The sequence below is a fragment of the Streptomyces sp. NPDC001380 genome, assembly GCF_042895785.1.
Classification (GTDB): Bacteria; Actinomycetota; Actinomycetes; order Streptomycetales; family Streptomycetaceae; genus Peterkaempfera.
This window is the reverse complement of the sequence record NZ_JBIAWP010000006.1, coordinates 32,281-57,139: the sequence shown is the minus strand read 5'-3', so window position 1 is coordinate 57,139 and position 24,859 is coordinate 32,281. Positions and strand designations below refer to the sequence as shown.

Here is a 24,859-nt window from a genome sequence, read left to right as displayed (position 1 = left end):
GGAACGTCTCCTCCCGAGAGGTCAACCACCACCATGGCAGGCGAGACCGTCATCACCCTCGTCGGCAACCTCGTCGACGACCCCGAGCTGCGCTTCACCCCGTCGGGTGCGGCGGTCGCGAAGTTCCGCATCGCGTCCACCCCCCGCACCTTCGACCGCCAGACCAACGAGTGGAAGGACGGCGAGAGCCTCTTCCTCACGTGCAACGTCTGGCGTCAGCCGGCGGAGAACGTGGCCGAGTCGCTGCAGCGCGGCATGCGCGTGATCGTGCAGGGCCGTCTGCGGCAGCGGTCGTACGAGACCCGCGAGGGCGAGAAGCGGACCGTCTTCGAGGTCGAGGTCGACGAGGTCGGCCCGAGCCTGCGCTCGGCCACCGCCAAGGTCACCCGGGCCAACCGGTCCGGCGGCGGCCAGGGCGGCGGCTTCGGCGGCGGTGGCGGCCAGCAGGGCGGCGGCTGGGGCGGCAGCTCCGGCGGCGGCCAGGCCTCCGGCGGCCCGTCCGACGACCCCTGGGCGTCCAGCGCCCCGGCGGCCGGCGGCCAGGGCGGCGGTGGCGGCGGCTGGGGTGCCCCGGCCGGTGGCGGCGGCTACTCGGAAGAGCCCCCGTTCTGAGGAGCTCCTCTTCGGAGATCCTGCGCCAAGCGGACGAGATTTCGTGCGACCCGGGCGGCTGCGGCCGCCCGGATCGTGAACACCGATGGAGTACATGATGGCGAAGCCGCCTGCGCGCAAGCCCAAGAAGAAGGTTTGCGTGTTCTGCAAGGACAAGATCAACTACGTGGACTACAAGGACACGAACCTGCTGCGGAAGTTCATCTCCGACCGCGGCAAGATCCGTGCCCGCCGCGTCACCGGCAACTGCACCCAGCACCAGCGCGACGTCGCCACCGCTGTCAAGAACAGCCGTGAGATGGCGCTGCTGCCCTACACCTCGACTGCTCGCTGAGAGAGGGTGACCGAAGCATGAAGATCATCCTCACCAACGAGGTTCCCGGCCTCGGTGTCGCCGGCGACATCGTTGAGGTCAAGGACGGCTACGCCCGCAACTACCTGGTCCCGCGCGGCTTCGCCCTGCGCTGGACCAAGGGCGGCCAGAAGGACGTCGACGCCATCCGTCGCGCCCGCAAGGTCCGCGCCATCCAGTCGCTGGAGCACGCCAACGAGATCAAGGGCCAGCTCGAGGGCCTGCAGGTCAAGCTGGCCGTCCGTTCGGGCGACTCCGGCCGCCTGTTCGGCTCGGTGACCCAGGCCGACGTCGTGGAGGCCGTCAAGGCCGCCGGCGGCCCGGCCGTCGACAAGCGCACCGTCACGATCGCCTCGCCGATCAAGACCGTGGGCTCGCACCGCGTCAGCGTCAAGCTGCACACCGACGTCGAGGCCAAGCTCGACGTGGCGGTCGTCTCCGCCTGACGCACCGGCCCGGTCAGGGCACCGGTGCACCACGCAGGACCGCACCACCGAGGGCCGGGACTCCGCACGGAGTCCCGGCCCTCGGCCTTTCCGGGCCCGCCCCACGCCCCGCGCCGTGAGCCCTCGTCCGGGCCCCCCGGCCACCCGGGGCCCCCGGCCCCCCGGCCCGGTGCACCTGTACGTACCGCCCCTCGCCGCACCCCTCCCGGGCCGCACGCCTTCCGGGCCGCGTCCCTCCCGGACCGTGCGGCCTACGCCCGCACCGCGCCCGTCACCAGCCACGACCCGCCACGCGCCCGCCACCCCAGCACCACCAGCCGCGCCAGCATGAAGAGCGCCATCGCCCACCACAGCCCCACCAGCCCGCCGCCCGTCGCCGGGACCAGCAGGGCGGCCGGCGCGAACACCGCGAGTGTGGCCGGCATCGCCCAGGCCAGGTAGGCGCCGTCCCCCGCCCCCATCAGCACGCCGTCGAGCACGAAGACCACCCCCGACACCGGCTGGACCAGAGCCACGACCAGCAACACCTCCGCCAGCCGGGCCTGCACGGCCGCGTCCGGGGTGAAGAGCGGCACGTACAGCGGCCTGCCCGCCGCCACCAGCAGGCCCAGGACCACGCCCGCGCCGATCCCCCACTGCACCATCCGGCGGGTGGCCGCCCGGGTGCCCGCGACGTCGCCCGCCCCGAGGTACCGGCCTATCACGGCCTGGCCCGCGATGGCGATCGCGTCGAGGGCGAACGCCAGCAGCCCCCAGAGCGTCATCGCCACCTGGTGCGCGGCCACCTGGACGTCGCCCAGCCGGGCCGCGACCGCCGTCGCGATCACCAGGACGGCCCGCAGGCTCAGCGTCCGGACCAGCAGCGGACCGCCGGCCCGCGCGCAGGCCCGGATGCCCGCCGGGTCCGGCCTCAGGGAGGCCCGGTGGCGGCGGGCGCCGCGCAGCACCACCGCCAGGTAGGCGGCCGCCATGCCGTTCTGCGCGACCACGGTCCCCCACGCCGACCCCGCCACGCCGAGCCCGGCCCCGTACACGAGGCCGAGGTTGAGCAGGGCGTTCGCCGAGAAGCCGGCGACGGCGACGGCCAGCGGGGTGCGGGTGTCCTGCAGTCCCCGGAGCACCCCGGTGGCGGCCAGCACGGTCAGCATGGCCGGGATGCCCAGGGCGCTGATCCGCAGGTAGGTGACGGCGTACGGGGCCGCCGAGCCGGAGGCGCCGAAGAGTCCGACCAGCCAGGGCGCCAGCGGGACGGTCACCGCCACCAGCACGGCGGAGAGCAGCAGGGCCAGCCAGACGCCGTCGACGCCCTGCTGGATGGCGGCCCTGCGGTCGCCCGCGCCGATCCGGCGGGCGACCGCGGCCGTGGTGGCGTAGGCGAGGAAGACGAAGACGCCGGTGAGCGTGGCCAGGAGGGTGGCGGCGACGCCGAGGCCGGCGAGCTGGGTGGTGCCGAGGTGGCCCACGATCGCGGAGTCGGCCATCAGGAAGAGGGGTTCGGCGACCAGTGCTCCGAAGGCGGGGACGGCCAGGGCGAGGATCTCCCGGTCGTGGCGGCGTGCGCTGCGGCGGTAGTCATCCACAGGTAAGAGCCTAAAGTATCGCGCAAGCATTACTCGCAACCTCGTGCGGTAGCGGTGCACACACCCTTTGTGGCGATCTTCATCCCTGCCGCAGAGAATTTTCCCTGCACAGGCGGTGGATGGTGTCATAGCAGGTCAGCGCGTTGACGCCGACGAGATCATGTGGTTATCCACAGGGGTTTCCCCCAGGCTGTGCACAGGTTTCGCAGCCTTCTCCACAGATGCGGGACTGCTGTCCACAAGGCCTGTGGATAACCGATTGGCCGAGACGCCCCCGCAGCCCTAGCGTGGTCGCTCGCCCGGCCTGTCGCACCCGCCTTCCGGGCGTCCGTGATGTCAGTGGGGTGCCGTAGAAAGAGATGGCGCGACCCGCGCACGGGCAGGGAGGCAACCGCATGGACCCCACGGCTGCGGTACCCGCCCCGGCATCCCCCCGTGCGCCCGGCAGGCCCCGCAGGCCCCACGGGGAGGACGCGTGACCGGCCCCCAGTTCGACGACCACGACACCCCGCCCGACGACGACTGGCCCGACGGCCCCGGCGACCGCCTGCCCGTCGCCCGCAACCGCCGCGACGGCGGACGCGACGGCGACTGGCGCGGCGGCCGGGACAGGGACCGCGACCGCGAGGGCGGCGGACGCGGCGGCGACTCCTTCGAGCGCGTCCCCCCGCAGGACCTCGCCGCCGAGCAGTCCGTCCTCGGCGGCATGCTGCTCTCCAAGGACGCCATCGCCGACGTCGTCGAGGTCCTCAAGCCCGCCGACTACTACCGGCCCGCCCACGAGCTGATCCACGGCGCCATCCTCGACCTCTACGCCCGCGGCGAGCCCGCCGACCCCATCACCGTCGCCGGCGAGCTCACCAAGCGCGGCGAGATCACCCGGGTCGGCGGCCCCGCCTACCTGCACACCCTGGTCAACTCCGTCCCCACCGCGGCCAACGCCGAGTACTACGCGGAGATCGTCCACGAGCGCGCCGTGCTGCGCCGCCTGGTCGAGGCCGGCACCCGCATCGCGGGCATGGGCTACGCCGCCGAGGGCGACGTCGACGAGATCGTCAACGCCGCCCAGGCCGAGATCTACGCCGTCACCGAGCAGCGCACCAGCGAGGACTACGCGCCCCTCGCCGACATCATGGAGGGCGCCCTCGACGAGATCGAGGCGATCGGCTCCCGCAGCGGCCAGATGTCGGGCGTCCCCACCGGCTTCACCGACCTGGACTCCCTCACCAACGGCCTCCACCCCGGCCAGATGATCGTCATCGCCGCGAGGCCCGCGATGGGCAAGTCCACCCTCGCCCTGGACTTCGCCCGCGCCTGCTCCATCAAGAACGGCATGCCCAGCGTCATCTTCTCGCTGGAGATGGGCCGCAACGAGATCGCCATGCGCCTGCTCTCGGCGGAGGCCCGGGTCGCGCTGCACCACATGCGGTCCGGCAACATGACCGACGACGACTGGACGCGCCTCGCCCGCCGAATGCCGGACGTCAGCGCCGCCCCGCTCTACATCGACGACTCCCCCAACCTGTCGATGATGGAGATCCGGGCCAAGTGCCGCCGCCTCAAGCAGCGCAACGACCTGCGCCTGGTGGTCATCGACTACCTCCAGCTGATGCAGGCCGGCGGCTCCCGCCGGGCCGAGAGCCGCCAGCAGGAGGTCTCGGAGATGTCCCGGAACCTCAAGCTCCTCGCCAAGGAGCTGGAGATCCCGGTCATCGCCCTCTCCCAGCTCAACCGAGGCCCCGAGCAGCGCACCGACAAGAAGCCGATGGTCTCCGACCTCCGCGAGTCCGGCTCGATCGAGCAGGACGCCGACATGGTGATCCTGCTGCACCGCGAGGACGCCTACGAGAAGGAGTCCCCCCGGGCCGGCGAGGCCGACCTGATCGTGGCCAAGCACCGCAACGGCCCCACCGCCACCATCACGGTCGCCTTCCAGGGCCACTACTCGCGCTTCGTCGACATGGCCAACGGCTGAGGCCGGGCCTGTACGGACCCGGGTCCGGCCGGCGGGGCGCCCCAGGGCTGTCGCCGGCGCCCCCTACCGTCCGGCCACCCGGTCGGCGGGGCCCGGTCGTGGCCGGCGGGCGCGCGGTCAGAACCAGTGCAGGCAGTGCGGGGGGCGCTCGGCGCGGAAGAGGGCGTCGGCGAGGGCGGCCGCGCCCGGGCGGTGGGCCCGGACGTGTCCGGCACGCACGAGCGTGCTCGGGGCGGTGCCGCCGAGGTAGACCGAGCCCAGGTCGCTCACGTCCAGGGACAGGTCGGGCTCCCGGTCCGTCGGGGCGCACTCGGCCCTGCCGTCCCGGACGGTCAGCAGGTGGCGGCCGCGCTCCCCGAGGAACGGGTCGTCGACGTCGAGGACGAGCTCGCCGTCCGCGGACCAGCCGCGCGCGGTCAGCGCACGCGGGACGTCCAGCAGCCGCACCCAGAGCCAGTCGGTGTCGTTGGCCACCTGGCCGGCCCGGAAGTCCGCAAGCTGCCAGCGCAGCGGGTGCCCGGGCGGGACGTGCCTGAACACGACCTGGGAGACCAGGTCGTGCCCCAGCACGAACCGGGCCAGGGCCGTGAAGACGGCGTCGTCGGCGGCGACGGTCTCGTCGACCGTCAGGGTGTCGGACTCGCCGAGCGAGTAGCTCGCGTACCCGTCCGGGACGCCCTCGGCGTCCCGGTGGACGGCGACGTAGCGCGGCGCCGGGGAGACCGGGGGCTGCCCCGCGCCCAGGGCCCACCAGCGGTGCGGCCGGGACAGCGCGCCGGGCTGGGCGCGGCGGTACCGGTCGTAGACCTCCTCCAGGATCCCGCCGCACTCGGCACGCCGCAGCAGCTCGACCGAGCCGGTGTCCGTGCCGCTGTCGGAGCCGGTCCCCGAGCCGGTCCCCGGGCCGTCCACCGTCCCGCGCGCCCGGGGGAGGGCGAGGGCGGCCCGGTGGCGCGGCACCGTCAGCCGCTGCGTGTAGGTCGCCGGTCCGTAGCCGAACCGGCGGTAGATCAGGGCCTCGGAGGCCAGCAGCACGGAGAGGAACTCCCCCCGGGCCCGCAGTCCGGTGAGCTGGTGCCGCATCATCGCGCCGAGCACGCCCCGGCGCCGGTGCGAGGGCAGGACGCCGACGAAGCTCACCCCGGCGGCCGGGACGACGACCTCACCGGGCAGGGTGAGCTCGAAGGAGTACGCACCGGCGGTGCCGACGGGCCGCCCGTCCGCCGCCACGGCGAGCAGGTTGCGGTCCATTTCGAGCGCCGCCCACCAGACCCCTCCGCCTCCCTCGGCCGGGGTGTCCGGGAAGTGCCCGAACGCGGCATGGAGGGTGTCGACGAAGACGTCGAGGTCCTGGTCGGTCGTGGGACGGATCTCCATGGCTGCCGCTGCCTCCCGGGGTGCCGGCACCACGACCCGTGGTGTCCCGCGACAGTGCAGCGTCGATCTGCCGTCGGGTCAACCGGTTTACGGCCGGGCCTGCGGCCGGCCCCGGCGCGGCCCGGTCCCGGACCGGCCACCGGGGCGAGGTGCGGTGGGCGGGCCCCGGACCCGGTGAACAGGACCGCACCTGTCCCCGTCCGCCGCTAGCGTGCCGCCATGACCGACACGCGCGGCGGGACGCGCCACTCCCCCGTCCTCGGACGGCGTTCGCTGGGCCGGGCCCTGCTGGACCGCCAGCTCCTCGTGGAGCGGCGCCCGCTGCCCGCCCTGGAGGTCGTGGAGCACCTGGTCGGGCTCCAGGCGCAGGACCCGAAGCCGCCGTACACGGGCCTGTGGAGCCGCGTGGCGGACTTCCGCCCCGACGAGCTGTCGCGGCTGCTCGAGGAGCGCGCGGTGGTCCGCATCGCCCTGATGCGGGGGACCATCCACCTGGTCTCCGCCGCGGACTGCCTGGCCCTGCGGCCGCTGCTGCAGGCTCGGTCGGAGCGGACGGCGCGCAGCCGGTGGGGCCGGGAGCTGGCCGGTGCGGACCCCGCGGAGCTGGCCGCGGCGGGCCGGGCGCTCGTGGAGGAGCGGCCGCTGACCTTCGAGTCCCTGGGCGCGCTGCTCGCGGAGCGGTGGCCGGGCCGCGACCCGTGCGCGCTGGCGATGACGGTGCGCTGCCTGCTGCCGCTGGTGCAGGTGCCGCCGCGCGGGCTGTGGGGGGCGAGCGGGCCGGCCGCCCACACCACGGCGGAGGCGTGGCTCGGCCGCTCCGCGGCCGCCGCTCCCCCGGCACCCCCGGTCCCCGCGGTGGACGCGCTGGTGCTCCGGTACCTGGCGGCCTTCGGGCCGGCGACAGTGGCGGACGTGCAGAAGTGGTCGGGGCTGACGGGGCTCCGGGAGGTGCTGGATCGGCTGCGGCCCCGGCTGCTGCTCTTCCGCGACGAGGGCGGCGCCGAGCTGTTCGACCTGCCGGAGGCGCCGCGCCCCGATCCGGACACGCCGGTGCCGGTGCGGCTGCTGGCGGAGTTCGACAACCTCCTGCTGGCGCACGCGGACCGCGGCCGGGTGCTGCCGGAGGCCTACCGGATGCGGGTGATGACCAGGAACGGCCTGGTGAGGGGCTCGGTGCTCGCCGACGGCTCGGTGCGCGGGGTGTGGCGCCTCCTGCGGGAGCGGGACGCCGGGCCGTCGCTGCGGGTGGAGCTCTTCGAGCCGCTCTCCGCGGCCGACCGCGACGCGCTGGAGCGGGAGGGGCGGCGGCTGCTGGCGTTCTCGCGGCTGCCCGGCGCCGCGTCGCCCGCCCGGAACCGCAGCGGCGGAGCAGCAGGTGACGTGTCCGCAGGTGACGTACACGCAGGTCAAGGGCGTACAGGTCGGGGGCGCGCAGCCGGTGGGCGGACCGGCGGCCGTGCCGGGGGGTCCGCCGGCGCCGGGGGCACCGGCGGTGAGGTGATTGTCGTGGAGTCCGACTGACGCCAGGTCACCCCTGGGAGGGAATCTGCTGCTCCGGACAGCGCCTGAAGGGGCGTCTTATGTCGGACTTTCGGCTCGTAGGCGTGCTCCCTGGAGGAGGACAGGCGTCGATCCACGGCGTCGTCCGCAGCGCGGAACCGAAGGAGTCGTCCGATGCCGTCGTTCTCACCGATGCGTGCCGCCGTCGCCGTCCTGGCGGTCCTGCTGGCGGTGTTCACCGCCATGGGCCTGGCCGGTCAGGCGGCCGCCGCGGTCGCCGGGGCGCAGGCCGGGGCACGCGTGCCGCAGGCCGCACCCGGCGACGGCGCCGACTGGCAGCGGATCGCCGGCTGCGAGAGCGGCGGCCGCTGGGACATCAACACCGGCAACGGCTACTACGGCGGGCTGCAGATGACGCAGGGCACCTGGGAGCAGTACGGCGGCCGCCGTTACGCGCCGCGCGCCGACCTGGCGACCCGCGAGGAGCAGATCGCGGTCGGCGAGCGGATCGTCGGCTCCCGCGGCCTGACGCCGTGGCCGGTGTGCGGCCGCGCGTCCCGGACGGCGTCCCGGACGCCGCTGCACCTCGCCTCCGCCCCCGTCCGGCCGGCGCGGCCGGTCTCGCAGGCCGACTCCGTGCAGACGCTGCAGCCGTGGACGGTGCAGGCGCTGCTGCCCGTGCAGGTGCCCGCGCCGGGGAGCTCCTACTGGACGGTGCACGCGGGCGACACGCTCTCCTCGATCGCCCAGCAGGCCCACGTCCACGGCGGCTGGCACGCCCTCTACGACCTCAACCACGACGTCCTGGGCGGCGACCCCGACGTGATCCGGCCTGGTCAGCACCTGCGGCTGGCGGCCTGACCGGTCGCGGCCGGTCCGGCAGCCCCGGGGCCGACGACCCCGGGACCACGGCACCACGGCACCACGGGACCACGGCACCAGGGGACCGGGCCGGTGCGGAGGCGGGACGCGCGGGCGTCAGAAGGCGCGGGCGTACTGCTCGGGCCGGGGCACGGCGGCACCCAGCCGCCGGGCGGCCTGCTGGGGCCAGACCGGGTTGCGCAGCAGCTCGCGGGCGAGCAGCACGGCGTCGGCCCGGCCGGAGGCGACGATCTCCTCGGCCTGCTCCGGCTCGGTGATCATGCCGACGGCGCCGGTGGGCAGGCCGGTCCGGCCACGGACCGTCTCGGCGAACGGCACCTGGTAGCCGGGGCCGACCGGGATGGGGGCGTCGGGCGCGATGCCGCCGGTGGACACGTCGAGGAGGTCGACGCCGCGGGCCTGCAGCTCCTTCGCGAGCAGCACGGTGTCCTCGCCGGTCCAGCCCTCCCGCTCGTCGGCGGTGTCGCCGGACAGCCAGTCGGTGGCCGAGGTGCGGAAGAAGAGCGGCAGCTCGTCGGGCCAGACGGCGCGGACGGCCTCGACGACCTCCAGGGCGAACCGCATGCGGTTCTGGACGGTGCCGCCGTAGGAGTCGGTGCGGTGGTTGGAGAAGGGCGAGAGGAACGAGTGGACCAGGTAGCCGTGGGCGCCGTGCACCTCGGCGACCTTGAACCCGGCGTCGAGCGCGCGGCGGGCGGCGTCGGCGAAGGCCCGCACGACGCGCCGGATCCCGTCGGCGTCCAGCTCGTCGGGCACGGGCCGGTCGCCGAAGGCCACGGCGCTGGGGGCGACGGCCTGCCAGCCGCCGTCCTCCGGGGCGAGGGCGCCGCGGACTCCCCCCCAGGGCTGCCCGTCGCCGGCCTTGCGCCCGGCGTGGGCGAGCTGGATGCCGGGGACGGTGCCCTGCTGCTCCAGGAACGCGGTGATGCGGGCGAAGGCCTGCTGCTGCCGGTCGTTCCACAGGCCGAGGTCGTGGGTGCTGATGCGGCCCTCGGGCAGGACGGCGGTGGCCTCGGTGAGGATCAGCCCGGCGCCGCCGACGGCGCGGGAGGCGAGGTGCTGGAAGTGCCAGTCGCCCGGGGCGCCGGTGTCGGGTCCCTCCGGTGCGGCGGAGTACTGGCACATCGGCGCCATCCACACCCGGTTCGGGATGGTGAGGCTGCGCAGGGTGAGGGGCTCGAAGAGAGCGCTCATGGGTGCTCCTCGCTGGATCGCGGCGGACAGGGGGCCGTCTCCGACCGTACGTAGCGCGCGAAATAATTGCAAGCGCATGTTCTTTCGTCCGGCACGCCCCCCTCCGGGGCCGCCGCGGGCGGTGCCCGGGCCATACTCGGGCCATGGAACGGGCCAGGGTGAGCGGCGGGTACGACGCGGTGGTGCTGGCCGGCGGCGCGGCCCGGAGGCTGGACGGCGCCGACAAGCCCGGCCTGCGGGTGGGCGGCGCCACCCTGCTGGAGCGGGTGCTCGCGGCCTGCGCCGGGGCGCGGCGCACCGTGGTGGTCGGACCGGTCCGGGAGGCGGCCGGCCGGCCGGTCCGGTGGACCCGGGAGGACCCGCCCGGCGGCGGCCCGGTCGCCGCGGTGGCCGCCGGCCTCCCCCACGTCTCCGCGCCGGTGGTGCTGCTGCTGGCGGCGGACCTGCCGTTCCTGGACCGGCCGACGGTGGAGCGGCTGGCCGCCGAGGTCCTCCTCCCGTCCCCGGACGATCCCGCTGCCGCGCCGGACGCCGCCGGACCGCCCGCCGACGCGGCCGTCCTGGTCGACGCCGGCGGACGCGACCAGCCGCTGGCCGCCGCCTACCGCACCGACGCCCTCCGCGCCGCCCTGGACGCCCTGGTGGCCGGCAGCGGCGGCCGCGCGGACGGCCTGCCGCTGCGGCGGCTGGTCGGCGGCCTGCGCACGGTGCGGCTGCCGGACGCGGCCGGCGCGGCCTGGGACTGCGACACCTGGGACCAGGTGGCCGCCGCCCGGAGGCGGGCCGGATGAGCCGGTGCCGGTCCGGTGGCCGGGGCGGCCCCGCGGGCCGGGGCGGTCCCGCGGCAACACGGCCGAGGGGCCCGGTGCATGCCGCCCGGCACGGAATCCGGGAACATGGGCGGCGTGCTGGATGACTGGATCGCCGAAGCCAAGACCGAACTGGGTGTCGACCTGGACGTCGACGTCGCCGGGCTGCTCGACATGACCAGGGTTGTCGCCCACGGCGTGGCCCGCCCCGCCGCGCCGCTGACCGCGTTCCTGGTCGGCTACGCCGCCGCCAGCGCGGGCGGTGGCAGCGAGGCCGTCGCCGAGGCCTGCCGCAAGGCCGTCGCGCTGGCCGAGCGCAGGGCCGCGGGGCAGCGCGACGGCAACGGGCCCGGATGAGCAGGGCCTCCTCCGTGGACGGCGCCCCGCCCGGCGGCGGCCGGACCGGCTCCCCCGGCGGGCCCGGCTCCCCCCGGGACCCCGGCCCGTCCCGGCGGGCCGACGCCCCCTACGACTGGGACGCGCCTCCGGACGCGCCCGGCTCGCAGGACGCACCTCCCCCCGGGCCGTACCGGCGGCCCGACCCCGGCATGCCCTGGCAGCGGGCCCGCGCCACCGCCCGCGCGGCGGCCGTCCGCCCGCTGCCCGCCGCCGAGGCCGACCTGGCCGACGCCCTGGGCCGCGCGCTCGCCGAGCCCCTGGTGGCCCGCACCGACCTGCCGCCGTTCGACACCTCCGCCATGGACGGCTGGGCCGTCGCCGGCCCCGGCCCCTGGGTGCTGCGCGGGCGCGTCCTGGCGGGGCAGCAGCCGGCCGGCCCGCTCGCGGACGGCACCGCCGTCCGGATCGCCACCGGCGCCCCCCTGCCGCCCGGCGCCACGGCCGTCCTGCGCCGCGAGCACGGCACGGTCGAGCGGCGCGGCACCCCCGGCCGCGACGGCGGCGCCGCCGCCGCGGACCCGGGGGAGGACACCGGCGTCCTCCACGACCGGGCTCCCCGCCCCGCCGAGCCCGGCCGCGACGTGCGCCCCCGCGGCCAGGAGTGCCGCCGCGGCGAGCCGCTCCTCCCCGCCGGCACCGCCGTGACCCCGGCCGTCCTCGGCCTGGCCGCCGCGGCGGGCTGCGACCGGCTGGCGGTCCACCGCCGCCCGACGGTCGAACTGCTGCTCCTCGGCGACGAGCTGCTGGAGTCGGGCCCGCCCCGCGACGGGCTGGTCCGCGACGCCCTCGGCCCGCTGCTCGTCCCGTGGCTGGAGGCGTGCGGGGCCGGGGTGGTCGGCCGCCGCATGGTCCGGGACGACCGGGGGCTGCTGCGCGACGCCCTCCGCCGCTCGCCCGCCGACGTCGTGGTCACCACCGGCGGCACCGCGGCCGGTCCGGTGGACTTCCTGCACGCCGCGCTGGACGAGGCCGGCGGCCGGCTGCTGGTGGACTCGGTCGCGGTGCGGCCCGGGCACCCCATGCTGCTCGCCGCACTGCCGCCCGCCGCCCCCGGCGGTGCCCCCCGGACCCTCGTCGGCCTGCCGGGCAACCCGCTGGCCGCCGTCGCCGGTGCCGCCACCCTCGCGGTACCGCTGCTGCGCGCCCTGGGCGGGCACCCGGCCGCCGCGCCGCGCCGGGCCCCCGCCGCCGCCGACCTGGCGGGGCACCCGCGCGACACCCGGCTGCTGCCCGTACGGCTCACCGCCCGGGGCGCGGACCCGCTGGCCTTCGACGGCCCCGCCATGCTCCGCGGGTTCGCCCTCGCCGACGCGCTGGCCGCCGTCCCGCCCGGCGGGCTGGCGGCGGGGGAGCCCGTGGAACTGCTGGAGGCGCCGGGCCGCTGAGCCGGGGCCCCGGCGGTCCCGGCGGTCCCAGCGGTCCCGGCGGTCCCGGGGCCCTCGGCGGTCCCGGCGGGGGCAGGCTCCACCGCGCGCGGCGTCCGGCCGGGCCTCAGGCCGGCGTCCCCGCCGAGCGGATCACGATGACGCGGTCGGTGAGCCTGAGGGCCGCGGCCTCCGCGTCGCCGTAGCCGAGGACGCGGTGGCCGCGGACGACGGCGACGACCAGGTCCGCGCACGCGCGGGGGCTGCCGCCCGCCTCGGCCCTGGTGACGGGGCGCTCCACGACGTCGAGGCCGCTGCCGTACGTCAGCACGTCCTCCATGACCGCGCCGGCGTGGGGGCTGAGCGCCGATATGCCGAGCAGCCGGCCGGTCGAGCCGGAACCGGTGACCACCACGTCGGCGCCGCTCCCCCGCAGCAGGGGCGCGTTCTCGTCCTCCCGGACGGCGGCCACCACGGTGGCCTTCCGGTTGAGCTGCCGGACGGTGAGGGTGACCAGGACGGCGGTGTCGTCCCGGTCCGGGGCGACCACGACCCGGGCGGCGCGCGGCAGTTCCGCGCGGAGCAGGGTGTCGGTGCGGGTGGCGTCCCCGACCACCCCGACCAGGCCGTCCAGCGCGGCCTGCTCGACCACCTTCCGCTGCGGGTCCACCACCACGATCGACTCCGGGTGCACGCCCTGGCCGAACAGGGTGGACACGGCGTGCCGCCCCTTGGTGCCGTACCCGACGACGACGGTGTGCTCCCGCACGGCGGACCTCCAGCGTCCGATGCGCCACTGCCGGCGGGTGCGCTCCGCCAGCACCTCCAGCGTGGTGCCGACCAGGATGATCAGGAAGACGACCCGCAGCGGGGTGACCACCAGGATGTTGACGAGGCGGGCGGAGTCGCTCACCGGCGTGACGTCGCCGTAGCCGGTGGTGGAGAGGGTGACGGTCGCGTAGTAGGCGGCGTCGAGCAGGTCGACGCGGCCGTCCGAGCTGTCCGTGTAGCCGCCGCGGTCGGCGTAGACCACCACGATCGTGACCACCAGCACGGCCAGCGCCATCAGCACCCGGAGGCCCACCTGCTGCAGCGGGGGCCTCGGCCGCCGGGTGGGCAGAACGACGTGCCGGCCGGGGTCCCCGCCGGGGTCCGGCGGCCCGTCCGCGTCGCGCCGCGGCCGCCGCAGGGCCCTTCCGCCCGGCCCCGGGGGCCGGCTGCCGCTCGTCACGCCTCCCAGGATGACCGCGGCGGCCCGCGGGGCGGCCGTCACCGCCCGGTGTGTCGCGGACACCGACCGGACGGGCGGACGGGCGGACGGGGCGGCCGGGCGGATGGGCCGGCGGCCGGGCGGGCCGCGGCCCGCCCGGGGTCCCGCCGGACCCGCGGCCCGCCCGCGGATCGCCGGGGTCCCGGTCCCCGGCGCCGGGCGGCGGCGAGGCTAGCGTGTGGACATGCGAGCGATCACGATTCCCGAACCCGGTGGTCCCGACGCGCTGGTGTGGGCGGAGGTGGACGACCCGGTGCCCGGCGAGGGCGAGGTGCTGGTCGAGGTGGCGGCGAGCGCCGTCAACCGGGCCGACGTCCTCCAGCGCCAGGGCTTCTACGACCCCCCGGCGGGGGCCTCCCCGTACCCGGGTCTGGAGTGCTCCGGGCGGATCGCGGCGCTCGGCCCGGGCACGGCCGGCTGGGCCGTGGGCGACGAGGTGTGCGCGCTCCTCGGCGGCGGCGGGTACGCCGAGCGGGTCGCGGTGCCGGCCGGGCAGCTGCTGCCGGTGCCGAAGGGCCTGGACACGGTCGGGGCGGCGGCGCTGCCCGAGGTCGTCTGCACCGTGTGGTCCAACGTGTTCCAGGTGGCGCACCTGCGGCCGGGGGAGGTGTTCCTGGTGCACGGCGGGTCGAGCGGGATCGGCACGATGGCGGTCCAGCTCGCGAAGGCCGTGGGCGCCCGGGTCGCCGTGACGGCGGGCAGCGCGGAGAAGCTGGAGGCGTGCCGGGCCCTGGGGGCCGACGTCCTGGTGAACTACCGCGAGCAGGACTTCGTCGCGGAACTCGCCGAGGCGACCTCCGGACGCGGCGCCGACGTGATCCTCGACGTCATGGGCGCCTCCTACCTGGACCGCAACCTGGACGCGCTGGCGGTCAACGGCCGGCTGGTCGTGATCGGCATGCAGGGCGGCGTCAAGGCCGAGCTGAACCTGGGCAAGCTGCTGTCCAAGCGGGCCGCGATCGCCGCGACCAGCCTGCGGGCGCGCCCCCTGGAGGAGAAGGCGGCCATCGTGGCGGCGGTGCGCGAGCACGTCTGGCCCCTGGTCGAGTCGGGCCGGGTCCGGCCGGTGGTCGACCGGGCGCTGCCGATGGCCGAGGCGGCGCAGGCGCACCGGCTGATGGAGAGCAGCGCCCACATCGGCAAGATCCTGCTGACGGTCTGACGCGGGCCGGCCGCGCCCGTCCCCCCTCTCCTCCGCCCCGTCCTCCCCGCCCCGTCCTCCCCGCCCCGCCCGGCGGCGGGGGCCGGGGCGGGTGCGTGCCGCGGCGGGGGAGGGAGGGGACGCCCCGCCCTCCCCGAGGCGGGGCCGCCGGCGGTCCGGGGCGGTCCGGGCGGCGACGCGTGTTCGATATGACGGGTATGTCGGGTTGTGCGACTCTGGAGAGGAACCGCCCGACCACGCAGCGCAGGCCGGGCGGCAGCGGCGCCGAGGTCCCGGGCGCCGCCGGCCTTGTCCGGTGCCGCCGCCCGCCGACGGCGGCCGTCGGAAGGACGACCGCACGTGACCGGATCCACGCTCCAGCCGCGTACCCCCGCCCCGCGCCCGCCGACCCCCGGTGGCCCGGAGGCGTCCGGGCCGCCCCTCCCGCCCCCTCCGCCCCAGCGGACCCCTCTGTCCCTGCGAACCCCTCTGTCCCTGCGGACCCCTCCGCTCCCGCGGACCGTGCAGCCGCGGACGGCCCGCCGCGGTTCCACGGCCGGGATACCCTCCCCGCTCCTGCTGGCCGCGTGCGCCGGGCTCGCCGCCGTCCTGGCGTCGCCGTCCGCCGCGGCCGCCGGCTGCGGCGGTCCCGCCGACCGGCCCCCGGCCCGCACCGGCCCGCCCTCGCCGCTCCCCGGGGCCGCGTCCGGCCGGACGCCGTGGACGGGGCTGCTGCCGGCCGGACTCGCCGGCCCCCGCCCGCAGGCCGCGGACCCGGGTGCGGACCGCGTCGGGACCGGCTGCCCCCGGCCCCGCGACCGCGGTGACTCCCCGCCGCTCCCGGACGGCGGCTCCGTGCCCCCTCCCGCCCCGTCGTCCTCCGCCGCCCCCTGGACCCCGGCGGCCCCCGACGCGCCGTCCGTGCCCGCCCCCTCCGCCGGCGCGGCGACCGGCGGCCCGGCCGCCGACGCGACCGTGCCGCTCCAGTCGCCGGCGGCGGAGCCGCCCCGGTCCGCGGGGCCTCAGGTCCCCGCGCCCGCCGTGCCCTCGCCGCCCGCCGGGGACCCGCCCGCCGGGGACGGCCCGGCCGACGACGCCGCCCCCGGAGGCCCGGATGCGTACCGCGGGGTGCCGCAGCCGCCGCCCGCCGACCCGCGGGCCGCCCGCCGGTCCGCCGCCCCCGCCCGGGGCGGGGCCCCCTTCGTGCCTGCAGGGTCCGCGGCCCCCGACGGCGCGGCCCCCGCCGCGGCGACGTCCGCCCTCCCGGGCCCCGGCGGCCTCCCCGGCGCCGACGGACCGACCGTCCCGGTCGCGGGCGCCGACGACGCAGCGCCGCCCTTCTCCGCGGTGGCCGCCGGCACCTACCTGCCGCTCGGCATGGGGCTGGGCATGGTCGGCGCCGGGGTGGCGCTGGTCGGCCTGCGCCTGCGCCGCGGCTGACCGCCCGCTCCCGGGGCGGCCGCCCCCCGCGCGCCCCCCGTGAGGAAGAATGGCGCCCATGAACACGCCGATGAACGAACGGCCGGAAGACGGCCCTCAGGTCCTGATCGTCGGCCCGGACGGCATGGCCGTCGGCAGTGCCCCGGGCGCGGAGCGGAAGCTCCCCGGCGGCGGTGAGGGGGAGGAGCCGCGCGAGCTGCCGGTCACCGAGATGGTGGAGCAGCCGGCGAAGGTGATGCGGATCGGCAGCATGATCAAGCAGCTGCTGGAGGAGGTGCGCGCGGCGCCCCTCGACGAGGCGAGCCGGGTGCGGCTGAAGGACATCCACGCCGGCTCCATCAAGGAGCTGGAGCAGGGGCTCGCCCCCGAGCTGGTGGAGGAGCTGGAGCGGCTCTCCCTCCCCTTCACCGACGACACCATCCCCAGCGAGGCCGAGCTGAGGATCGCCCAGGCGCAGCTCGTGGGGTGGCTGGAGGGGCTGTTCCACGGCATCCAGACCGCCCTGTTCGCCCAGCAGATGGCGGCCCGCGCGCAGCTGGAGCAGATGCGCCGGGCGCTGCCGCCCGGCCACGGCGGCCTCGGCGAGGAGCCGGGCGAGCCCCCGCGCGGCATGCGCTCCGGCCCGTACCTGTAGGGCCCGCGCGGGCGGGGGCCCGGCCGCCGGTCCCTCCCCGCCGGACCGCCCGTGCCCCCGGGGGCGCCCGGACCGTCCCGGCCGCCCCCGGGACCGCCCCCGCGGCCGGGCCGGCCGGGAACCGGACCGCCCCCGCGGCCCGTGTACCGGGGTGTGCGCAGTACGATCGCACGCCCCGGTACGCATGTCGGGGCGTGCCGATACCCTGGCCCCTGCCGGGGCCGGCGGTCTCCGGACGGTCCACACACACGCGGCTGCGGCGCGGCCTGCCGAGGGGGATGTCGAGGCGATGGGCGAGGACGGCACCACGGGCGGTGCGGCCGCCGGCCTGCGGGCGGTCGGCCACGGCAGGTACGTCCTGCAGCAGCTGCTGGGCCAGGGCGGCATGGCCTCCGTCCACCTCGGGCACGACACCGTGCTCGACCGCCCGGTGGCGGTGAAGACCCTCCACACCGACCTCGGCCGCGAGCCGTCCTTCCGCGAGCGGTTCCGCCGCGAGGCCCAGGCCGTCGCCCGGCTGAGCCACACCAACGTCGTCGCGGTCTACGACAGCGGCGAGGACGCCGACGCCGACGGCGCCACGGTCCCCTACATCGTCATGGAGTACGTCGAGGGCACCTCGCTCAGCGGCGTGCTGCGCCGGGAGGTCGAGGAGCACGGGGCGATGCCCGCCGACCGGGCGCTGCGGATCACCGCGGACGTGCTGGCCGCGCTGGCCGCCTCGCACGAGCAGGGCCTCGTCCACCGCGACATCAAGCCGGGCAACGTCATGGTGACGCCCAAGGGCGTCGTCAAGGTGATGGACTTCGGCATCGCCCGCGCCCTCCAGTCCGGGGTCACCTCGATGACCCAGACCGGCATGGTGGTGGGCACCCCGCAGTACCTCTCCCCGGAGCAGGCGCTCGGGAAGAGCGTGGACGCCCGCGCCGACCTCTACTCGGTGGGCTGCCTGCTCTTCGAGCTGCTCACCGGACGGCTGCCGTTCGACGGCGACACCGCGTTCTCCATCGCCTACAAGCACGTGCAGGAGCCGCCGCCGGCGCCGTCCTCCCTCAACCGGGCGGTGACCCCGGCGGTGGACGCCCTGGTGGCCCGGGCGCTGCGCAAGGACCCCGCACACCGCTTCCCCACCGCGGAGGCGATGCGCGACGAGGTGCAGCGGGTGGCCTCGGGCGAGCAGGACGGGGTGAAGCCGCTGGTCATCGGCGGCGGCCCCAGCGCCGTGCACGGGCAGGGGCCCGGCGGCCCCCTCTCCTCCGCGGTCTTCCCCCAGGTGACGGGCGAGCTGCGGACGCCGGCGCCGGACCGGGTGCAGCAGCCGTACCGGCCGTCCCCCGCCCCGTCGTTCGGCCCCGGCCCCGTCGTCGGACCGGGCACCCCGCCCCCGCACACCCCGCCCCCGCAGTACCGGCCGCCCCACGCGCAGCCGATGCCGCAGCCGATGCCGCAGCCGATCCGCACCCCTCCGCCGCAGCCGGTCTTCCCGCAGCAGGCGGCGACGCCGATGCCCGGTCCGATGCGGCCGGGGGTGCCCACCCCGCCCCCGGGGGTGTTCGCCCCGCCCGCGCCGTTCGCGCCGCTCCCCGCACGGAGGCGCGGCTGCGGCACGGCGGTCGTCATCGTCTGCGTGCTGCTCGTCCTGGCGGTGGTGGTCGGCCTCGTCCTGGCCGCCGCCATGAGCAAGAGCGCCGGCAGCAGCAGCCCCACCGACTACTCGACGCCCGGCAGCTACGGCATGCGCCTCCCCGCAGGGGGCGCTCCGGACGGCGGGTCCGGTGCGGCGGCCGCGTCCTGAGCGGCCGGGGGCGCCCGCCCCGACTTCGCGCCGGGCGCGTTGGTGCGCGCCGGGTGGTGCCAGGGTAGGCGGCCCACGAGGGGTTCAGCCGTCACGTACGCCCCGCGAAGGCGGTAGCGTGCACTGGAGGAATCCGCCCTCCCGGCCCGGCCAGGGGCGGAGGGGCCCGAGTCGCCGCCGGTCCCGGGGGCCCGAGACAGAGACGAGAGCGTGATCCCATTCAGGCCGACGGACGGCGAGGAGTGATGGCAGAGACCCCGCACACGGCAGGCGGCGACGGCCCCCGCGGCCGTACCGGCGATCCCGTCCGTGAGCAGTCCCCGGAGGCGGCCCCGGCGCACCAGGCCCCCGCGTCCCACGGCGGCCGCACCGCGGGCGGCGCGTCGGAGACCCCGGCCACCCCTGCCGCCGCGCACTCCTCCGGAGGCTTCGGCCGCACCGCCTTCGGCGCCCCCGGCACTCCCGGGCAGGGCACCGAGGGCGACTTCGGCACGGTCGGCGAGGGCCGCTACCGGCTCACCCGCCGGCTCGGCCGCGGCGGCATGGCGGAGGTCTTCGCCGCCGAGGACCTGCGGCTCGGCCGCACGGTCGCCGTCAAGCTGCTCCGCCCCGAGCTGGCCCAGGACGACGTGGCCCGGCTCCGCTTCACGCGCGAGGCCCACTCCGTCGCCGCGCTCAACCACCACGCGGTGGTGGCGGTGTACGACACCGGCGAGGAGGAGCTGCCCGGCGGCGAGTCCATGCCGTACATCGTCATGGAGCTGGTCGAGGGCCGCACCGTCCGCGAGCTGCTCGTGGACGAGGAGGCGCCGCCGGTCGACCAGGCGCTGATCATCATCGCGGGCGTGCTGGAGGCCCTGGCCTACAGCCACCGGCACGGCATCGTGCACCGCGACATCAAGCCCGCCAACGTCATCATCACCACCACCGGCGCGGTCAAGGTGATGGACTTCGGCATCGCCCGCGCCCTCACCGGCGCCGCCAGCACCATGACGCAGACCGGCATGGTGATGGGCACCCCGCAGTACCTCTCCCCGGAGCAGGCGCTCGGCAAGGCCGTGGACCACCGCTCCGACCTCTACGCCACCGGCTGCATGCTCTACGAGCTGCTGACGCTGCGGCCGCCGTTCACCGGCGACACCCCGCTCTCGGTGGTCTACCAGCACGTGCAGGACACCCCCCGGCCGCCGTCGCAGGCCAACCACCGGGTGCCGCCGCAGCTGGACGCCCTGGTGCTGCGCTCGCTCGCCAAGGGCCCCGACGACCGCTTCCAGTCCGCCGACGAGTTCCGGGCGCACGCGCAGCAGGCGCTGCGGGAGATGCACGGCGGGGGCGGCTCCGGCTACGCGGCGGGCGCCGCGGCCGCCGCGGCCGCCGCCGCGGGGCTGGCGGCGGCCGGCTCCGGCACGGCGTCGGGCGCCACACCGCCGGCCGGCTCGTACGCCCCCACCGAGCAGTTCGGCACAACCGGGCGGTTCGGCAGCGCCACCCCGCCGATGGGGGCCCCGATGGCCTCCGCCCCGACCGCGGTGGGCCCCGGCTACCGGCCCTACGAGACGTCGGGCGGGTACGGCCCGGGCGGCGCGGGGCAGGCCGGTCCCGACGACGACGAGCCGCACCGCCGCGGCCCCCTGCTGTGGCTGGTCCTGGCGGCGGCCGCCGCCGTGGCCGTGGTCGCGGCGATCATCACCTCCGGGGGCGGCACCCAGGGGGGTCGCACCGGCACCCCCTCCGGCTCGCCGTCGCCCACCCCCACCTCCAGCCAGGGGACGAGGAACGCGCCGGCGCCCGCGCCGACCGCGAACACCCCGACCGGGGGCGGGCAGACGTACAACGGGACCACGGGAGGGTCCTCCACCACCCGGGTCCCCACCACGAACCCGCCGACCTCGGCGGCGCCGACCTCCGCGCCGCCCACCTCGGCCGCGCCGACCTCCGCGCCGCCCACCTCGGCCGCGCCGACCTCCGCGCCGCCCTCCGCGCCGCCCTCCGCGAGCGCCCCGCAGCCGAGCACGAGCGCGGGCGGCGGCGGCGCGGGCGGGACCGACGGCAGCGCGGGCGGCGGTGCGGGCGGCGGCACGCAGAACCCGCCGCCCTCCCCGGGCACACCCTGAGCGGTGTCACCAACGGCGGCGTCATCGACTGACCCGGCCGTTCCGTACCGCCCACCCGGCCCCCGGTCCGGCACCCGCCGGCCGGGGGCCGGCGCGCGTCCCGGCCGGGTCCGGGGGCCCTGCCCCGGGGACGGCCGCCCGGCCGCGGGCGGCCCCCGGACCGGCGCCGGGCGCCGCCCCGAGCCCGCCGTCAGTTGGTGTACGCGTCCAGCACCTGCTCGTACTCCTCGCACCACCGGACGATCTGCGCCGCGGCCGCCGGGAAGAGCGGGTCCGTCCGCCGGTCGCCGCGCAGGTAGCGCCACTCCAGCATCCAGAAGTCGTTGAGCCGCTCCCACCACACCCGGTGCACCGCCGCCGCCATCTGCCCGGCGTCCGCGGCCCCCGTCTCCCGGTAGGCGCGGGAGAACCTCCGGACCCGGCCCAGGTCCAGCGCCCCCGTCCGCGGGTGGTGGAAGAAGAGGGTCGCCCCGCGCACCGCCTCCTCGGCCCGGGGCCGCAGCCCGAGCCGGTCCCAGTCGAGGATCGCGGCCGGCTCCGCGCCCCGGTAGAGGAGGTTCAGCGGGTGGAAGTCGCCGTGCACCCAGCCGGTCGGCGGGGCGTCCCCGGGCCGCGGGCGGCGGTGGGCGTACGCGCCGAGCAGGGCGCGGCGCTCCAGCAGCCGCTGCCGGGCCAGTTCGTCCATGCCGTCGCGGGGGCGGCGCGCGGTGCGGGCGAGCAGCTCCTCGATCAGCTCCTCGGTGCGGGCCGGGTCGGCGGTCGGCTGCTCCGCGGGCTGCCGCACCGGCGGGTGGATGCCGGCGAGCGCGAGGTGGACGGCGCCCAGCAGGGAGCCCAGGGCGGCGCACTGATCCCGGTCGAGCTCGTGCCCGGCGCGGTGGCCGCCCTCGACCCAGGGGAAGAGGGCGTAGCGGCGTCCGGCGACGGTGTGGAAGGTGCGGCCGCCCGGGGCGGCGAGGGGCGGGGCGGTGGGCAGGCCGAGGGCGTGCAGGGCGGCGGTGGCGCGGTGCTGGGCGGCGATCGCCCCGGGGGTGGCGGTGGCGGGGTCGACGTAGCACTTGAGGAAGTAGCGGCCGGTCGTGGCCGTGACCCGGTACCCGCGGTTGAGCAGGCCCTCGGCCACGGGGGAGACCTCCAGGGGCTCGCCGGCGCCGTGGTGCGCGAGCAGGGTCGCGGCGGCGCCTGCGGCGTCCGGGGCCGCCGTCTCCGCGTCCGGGCCCGGGTCGGGCCGGGAGGGGCGGGGGAGGCGGCGGGTCCGGACGGGGCGGTCAACGTGCTGACCGTTGATCACGCAACCGATGGTACTGCCGTGGTCCGTGCGGCAGGTGTGGCTTGACGTACTGATGGAGCGTCAGGTCCTTTCCCGGGCGGGTCCCGCCCGCCGCCGGGGCGGGCCGGTGCCGGTGCGGGCCGGTGCGGGCCGGTGCGGGCACCCCTATTGTGTCATGTACATAACTTGGGGTGGCGGGGCGCCCCGCGCCCGGCCGGAGCCGCCGAACTTCCTCCCCGTACCCCTTACGCCGACCGGGCTGTCCCGGATACCGTGCGCACGTGTACCGGCGGGCGCCGCGGGAGGGGACTCCCGGGGCCGCCGCACCGAGGGAACAACTAGGACGTCCAAGCGCAGGCGCGCCGAGGGCGTCCGCTGGGTAACGTTCTCTGCGGGTCGTCCGCGGTACCGCAGACCGCCGCCCGCTTCGCACGTCCGCGCACACCCCGCGCGGACCCCGCGGGGAGGCCCGCCGAAGGAGGCGGCCGCACGGGAGGATGTCGGACCGGCTGCCGGCGACCCCGGGGGCCGGACAGACCGAGGAGTGAACGTGACCGTCGACAGCACGGCGGGAGTGCCCAAGAAGGCCTCCGGCACCCGCAGGAAGCGGGTACCCTCCCGCGCCGGCAGCGTCGCGCCGCCGCCGCAGCCCGAGCTGGTCCAGCTGCTGACCCCCGAGGGCGAGCGGGTCGAGCACCCCGACTTCTCCCTGGAGACCACCCCGGAGGAGCTGCGCGCGATCTACCGCGACCTGGTGCTGGTCCGCCGCTTCGACGGCGAGGCCACCGCCCTGCAGCGGCAGGGCGAGCTGGGCCTGTGGGCGTCCCTCCTCGGCCAGGAGGCCGCACAGGTCGGCTCCGGCCGCGCCATGCGGCCCGGCGACTACGCCTTCCCCACCTACCGCGAGCACGGCGTCGCCTGGTGCAAGGGCGTCGACCCGCTCAACCTGCTCGGCATGTTCCGCGGCGTGAACCACGGCGGCTGGGACCCCAACGAGAAGAACTTCCACCTCTACACCATCGTGATCGGCTCGCAGACGCTCCACGCGACCGGCTACGCGATGGGCATCACCAAGGACGGCGCCGACGACGCGGTCATCGCGTACTTCGGCGACGGCGCCTCCAGCCAGGGCGACGTCAACGAGGCCTTCACCTTCGCCTCGGTCTACAACGCGCCGGTCGTCTTCTTCTGCCAGAACAACCAGTGGGCCATTTCCGAGCCCACCGAGAAGCAGAGCCGCGTGCCGATCTACCGCCGCGCCTCCGGCTTCGGCTTCCCCGGCGTGCGGGTCGACGGCAACGACGTCCTCGCGTGCCTCGCGGTGACCCGCTGGGCGCTGGACCACGCGCGCAGCGGCAACGGGCCCGTCCTGGTGGAGGCCTTCACCTACCGCATGGGCGCCCACACCACCTCCGACGACCCCAGCCGCTACCGGATGTCGGAGGAGCTGGAGGCCTGGAAGCTCAAGGACCCCATCGAGCGGCTCCGGGCCCACCTGGTCCGCGAGGGCTGGGCCGACCAGGAGTTCCTCGACTCCGTCGAGGCGGAGAGCGAGCAGCTCGCCCGCCGGGTGCGCGAGGGCGTCCGGACCATGCCGGACCCGTCCCCCGCCGCCATCTTCGAGCACGTCTACGCCGACGGCCACGCGCTGGTCGACGAGGAGCGGGCGCAGTACGAGGCGTACGCGGCGTCCTTCGAGGGCGGGGAGGTCCGCTGATGAGCAGCTTCACGATGGTCAAGGCACTCAACGAGGCGCTGCGCAAGGAGCTGGAGGCCGACCCGAAGACCCTCGTCATGGGTGAGGACGTCGGCAAGCTCGGCGGCGTCTTCCGGGTCACCGACGGCCTGCACAAGGACTTCGGCGAGGACCGGGTGATCGACACCCCGCTCGCGGAGTCCGGCATCGTCGGCACCGCGATCGGCCTCGCGCTGCGCGGCTACCGGCCCGTGGTGGAGATCCAGTTCGACGGCTTCGTCTACCCGGCCTTCGACCAGATCGTCTCGCAGCTGGCCAAGATGCACGCCCGTGCGCTCGGCCACGTCAAGCTGCCGGTCACCGTCCGCATCCCGTACGCGGGCGGCATCGGCGCGGTCGAGCACCACAGCGAGTCCCACGAGGCGTACTTCGCCCACACCGCGGGCCTGAAGGTCGTCACCCCCTCCAACCCGGTCGACGCCTACTGGATGCTGCGGCAGGCCGTGCGGTGCGACGACCCGGTGATCTTCCTGGAGCCCAAGCGGCGCTACTGGGACAAGGCCGAGCTCGACCCGAACGCCGCCGGGGCGCCCTCGCGCCTCCACGACGCCCGGGTGGTCCGCGAGGGCCGCGACGCGACGCTCATCGCCTACGGCCCGATGGTCAAGGTCTGCCTGGACGCCGCCGCGGCGGCCGAGGAGGACGGCCGCAGCCTGGAGGTCGTGGACCTGCGCTCGCTCTCCCCGCTCGACTTCGACACCGTCACCGCCTCGGTGCAGCGCACCGGCCGCGCCGTGGTCGTCCACGAGGCGCCGGTCTTCATGGGCATGGGCGCCGAGCTCGCCGCCCGGATCACCGAGCGCTGCTTCTACGCGCTGGAGGCCCCGGTGCTGCGGGTGGGCGGCTACTTCGCGCCGTACCCGCCGTCGCGCGTCGAGGAGACCTTCCTGCCGGACCTGGACCGGGTGCTCGACGCCGTCGACCGCTCCCTGGCCTTCTGAACGGGGGA

Annotated in this window: 19 protein-coding genes and 1 pseudogene; 15 read left to right on the top strand and 5 right to left on the bottom strand. The window is 76.8% G+C overall.

The window, feature by feature from the left end; translation table 11 throughout:
• The first annotated feature begins 33 nt into the window (after nucleotides 1–33).
• The 3 genes from ACFY07_RS09605 (at nucleotide 34) to rplI (ending at nucleotide 1,410) form a co-directional block, all read left to right on the top strand.
• Nucleotides 34–612: a single-stranded DNA-binding protein gene (locus tag ACFY07_RS09605; RefSeq protein WP_390868155.1), complete on the top strand. Its 579-nt coding sequence runs from the start codon at nucleotides 34–36 to the stop codon at nucleotides 610–612.
• A 97-nt stretch (nucleotides 613–709) separates the two neighbouring features.
• On the top strand, nucleotides 710–946 hold the full coding sequence (gene rpsR / locus ACFY07_RS09600) for a 30S ribosomal protein S18 (protein ID WP_055590023.1): 237 nt from the start codon (nucleotides 710–712) through the stop codon (nucleotides 944–946).
• A gap of 17 nt (nucleotides 947–963) precedes the next feature.
• Nucleotides 964–1,410: a 50S ribosomal protein L9 gene (gene rplI, locus ACFY07_RS09595; protein WP_230649121.1), complete on the top strand. Its 447-nt coding sequence runs from the start codon at nucleotides 964–966 to the stop codon at nucleotides 1,408–1,410.
• A gap of 251 nt (nucleotides 1,411–1,661) precedes the next feature.
• Here the strand turns inward: rplI and ACFY07_RS09590 are convergent, their stop codons facing one another.
• Nucleotides 1,662–3,020 (bottom strand): MATE family efflux transporter, encoded by a 1,359-nt coding sequence (locus tag ACFY07_RS09590; RefSeq protein WP_390868154.1) that lies wholly within the window; start codon nucleotides 3,018–3,020, stop codon nucleotides 1,662–1,664.
• 445 nt (nucleotides 3,021–3,465) lie between these two features.
• Between ACFY07_RS09590 and dnaB the strand changes: the two genes are divergently transcribed.
• Nucleotides 3,466–4,965, top strand: coding sequence for a replicative DNA helicase (dnaB, locus tag ACFY07_RS09585; RefSeq protein ID WP_390868153.1), 1,500 nt, complete (start codon nucleotides 3,466–3,468; stop codon nucleotides 4,963–4,965).
• A gap of 117 nt (nucleotides 4,966–5,082) precedes the next feature.
• Here the strand turns inward: dnaB and ACFY07_RS09580 are convergent, their stop codons facing one another.
• Nucleotides 5,083–6,342 carry a GNAT family N-acetyltransferase gene (locus ACFY07_RS09580; RefSeq protein WP_390868152.1) on the bottom strand — a complete coding sequence of 420 codons (1,260 nt, stop codon included), beginning with the start codon at nucleotides 6,340–6,342 and terminating at the stop codon, nucleotides 5,083–5,085.
• 219 nt (nucleotides 6,343–6,561) lie between these two features.
• Here ACFY07_RS09580 and ACFY07_RS09575 point away from each other — a divergent pair, with 219 nt between their 5' ends.
• Together ACFY07_RS09575 and ACFY07_RS09570 are read left to right on the top strand one after the other, a co-directional pair.
• On the top strand, nucleotides 6,562–7,863 hold the full coding sequence (locus ACFY07_RS09575; protein ID WP_390868151.1) for a winged helix DNA-binding domain-containing protein: 1,302 nt from the start codon (nucleotides 6,562–6,564) through the stop codon (nucleotides 7,861–7,863).
• A 153-nt stretch (nucleotides 7,864–8,016) separates the two neighbouring features.
• The gene (locus tag ACFY07_RS09570) at nucleotides 8,017–8,703 is read left to right on the top strand and encodes a transglycosylase family protein (RefSeq protein WP_390868150.1); all 687 of its coding nucleotides are present in this window, start codon (nucleotides 8,017–8,019) and stop codon (nucleotides 8,701–8,703) included.
• Between the two features lie 117 nt (nucleotides 8,704–8,820).
• On the opposite strand, the gene ACFY07_RS09565 is transcribed toward ACFY07_RS09570, so the two are convergent.
• Nucleotides 8,821–9,918 carry an NADH:flavin oxidoreductase/NADH oxidase gene (locus ACFY07_RS09565; RefSeq protein WP_230649117.1) on the bottom strand — a complete coding sequence of 366 codons (1,098 nt, stop codon included), beginning with the start codon at nucleotides 9,916–9,918 and terminating at the stop codon, nucleotides 8,821–8,823.
• Between the two features lie 143 nt (nucleotides 9,919–10,061).
• Here ACFY07_RS09565 and ACFY07_RS09560 point away from each other — a divergent pair.
• Together ACFY07_RS09560 and ACFY07_RS09555 are read left to right on the top strand one after the other, a co-directional pair.
• Nucleotides 10,062–11,084: pseudogene (locus tag ACFY07_RS09560) on the top strand (NTP transferase domain-containing protein).
• 191 nt (nucleotides 11,085–11,275) lie between these two features.
• Nucleotides 11,276–12,511, top strand: a complete 1,236-nt coding sequence (locus ACFY07_RS09555) for a molybdopterin molybdotransferase MoeA (protein ID WP_390868300.1) — start codon at nucleotides 11,276–11,278, stop codon at nucleotides 12,509–12,511.
• Nucleotides 12,512–12,617: 106 nt separating this feature from the next.
• Here ACFY07_RS09555 and ACFY07_RS09550 read toward each other — a convergent pair whose 3' ends face one another.
• A complete protein-coding gene (locus tag ACFY07_RS09550) occupies nucleotides 12,618–13,679 on the bottom strand; it encodes a potassium channel family protein (protein WP_390868299.1) in 1,062 nt (353 codons plus the stop codon).
• A gap of 265 nt (nucleotides 13,680–13,944) precedes the next feature.
• On the opposite strand from ACFY07_RS09550, the gene ACFY07_RS09545 reads away from it, so the two are divergent.
• The 5 genes from ACFY07_RS09545 to ACFY07_RS09525 all read left to right on the top strand — a co-directional run bounded on the left by ACFY07_RS09545 (nucleotide 13,945) and on the right by ACFY07_RS09525 (nucleotide 20,884).
• Complete coding sequence (locus ACFY07_RS09545) at nucleotides 13,945–14,922, top strand: NAD(P)H-quinone oxidoreductase (RefSeq protein WP_390868149.1); 978 nt, start codon at nucleotides 13,945–13,947, stop codon at nucleotides 14,920–14,922.
• Between the two features lie 1,182 nt (nucleotides 14,923–16,104).
• Nucleotides 16,105–16,341, top strand: a complete 237-nt coding sequence (locus tag ACFY07_RS09540) for a hypothetical protein (protein ID WP_390868148.1) — start codon at nucleotides 16,105–16,107, stop codon at nucleotides 16,339–16,341.
• A 58-nt stretch (nucleotides 16,342–16,399) separates the two neighbouring features.
• Nucleotides 16,400–16,975: a bacterial proteasome activator family protein gene (locus ACFY07_RS09535; RefSeq protein WP_230649113.1), complete on the top strand. Its 576-nt coding sequence runs from the start codon at nucleotides 16,400–16,402 to the stop codon at nucleotides 16,973–16,975.
• Between the two features lie 289 nt (nucleotides 16,976–17,264).
• Nucleotides 17,265–18,770 (top strand): protein kinase, encoded by a 1,506-nt coding sequence (locus ACFY07_RS09530; RefSeq protein WP_390868147.1) that lies wholly within the window; start codon nucleotides 17,265–17,267, stop codon nucleotides 18,768–18,770.
• A 245-nt stretch (nucleotides 18,771–19,015) separates the two neighbouring features.
• Complete coding sequence (locus ACFY07_RS09525) at nucleotides 19,016–20,884, top strand: protein kinase (protein ID WP_390868146.1); 1,869 nt, start codon at nucleotides 19,016–19,018, stop codon at nucleotides 20,882–20,884.
• Between the two features lie 190 nt (nucleotides 20,885–21,074).
• Here the strand turns inward: ACFY07_RS09525 and ACFY07_RS09520 are convergent, their stop codons facing one another.
• Nucleotides 21,075–22,175, bottom strand: coding sequence for a phosphotransferase (locus ACFY07_RS09520; RefSeq protein ID WP_390868145.1), 1,101 nt, complete (start codon nucleotides 22,173–22,175; stop codon nucleotides 21,075–21,077).
• A 247-nt stretch (nucleotides 22,176–22,422) separates the two neighbouring features.
• On the opposite strand from ACFY07_RS09520, the gene pdhA reads away from it, so the two are divergent.
• Together pdhA and ACFY07_RS09510 are read left to right on the top strand one after the other, a co-directional pair.
• The gene (pdhA, locus tag ACFY07_RS09515) at nucleotides 22,423–23,871 is read left to right on the top strand and encodes a pyruvate dehydrogenase (acetyl-transferring) E1 component subunit alpha (RefSeq protein WP_390868298.1); all 1,449 of its coding nucleotides are present in this window, start codon (nucleotides 22,423–22,425) and stop codon (nucleotides 23,869–23,871) included.
• On the top strand, nucleotides 23,871–24,851 hold the full coding sequence (locus ACFY07_RS09510) for an alpha-ketoacid dehydrogenase subunit beta (protein WP_390868144.1): 981 nt from the start codon (nucleotides 23,871–23,873) through the stop codon (nucleotides 24,849–24,851). The genes pdhA and ACFY07_RS09510 overlap by 1 nt, the downstream gene beginning before the upstream one ends.
• Nucleotides 24,852–24,859 lie beyond the last annotated feature (8 nt).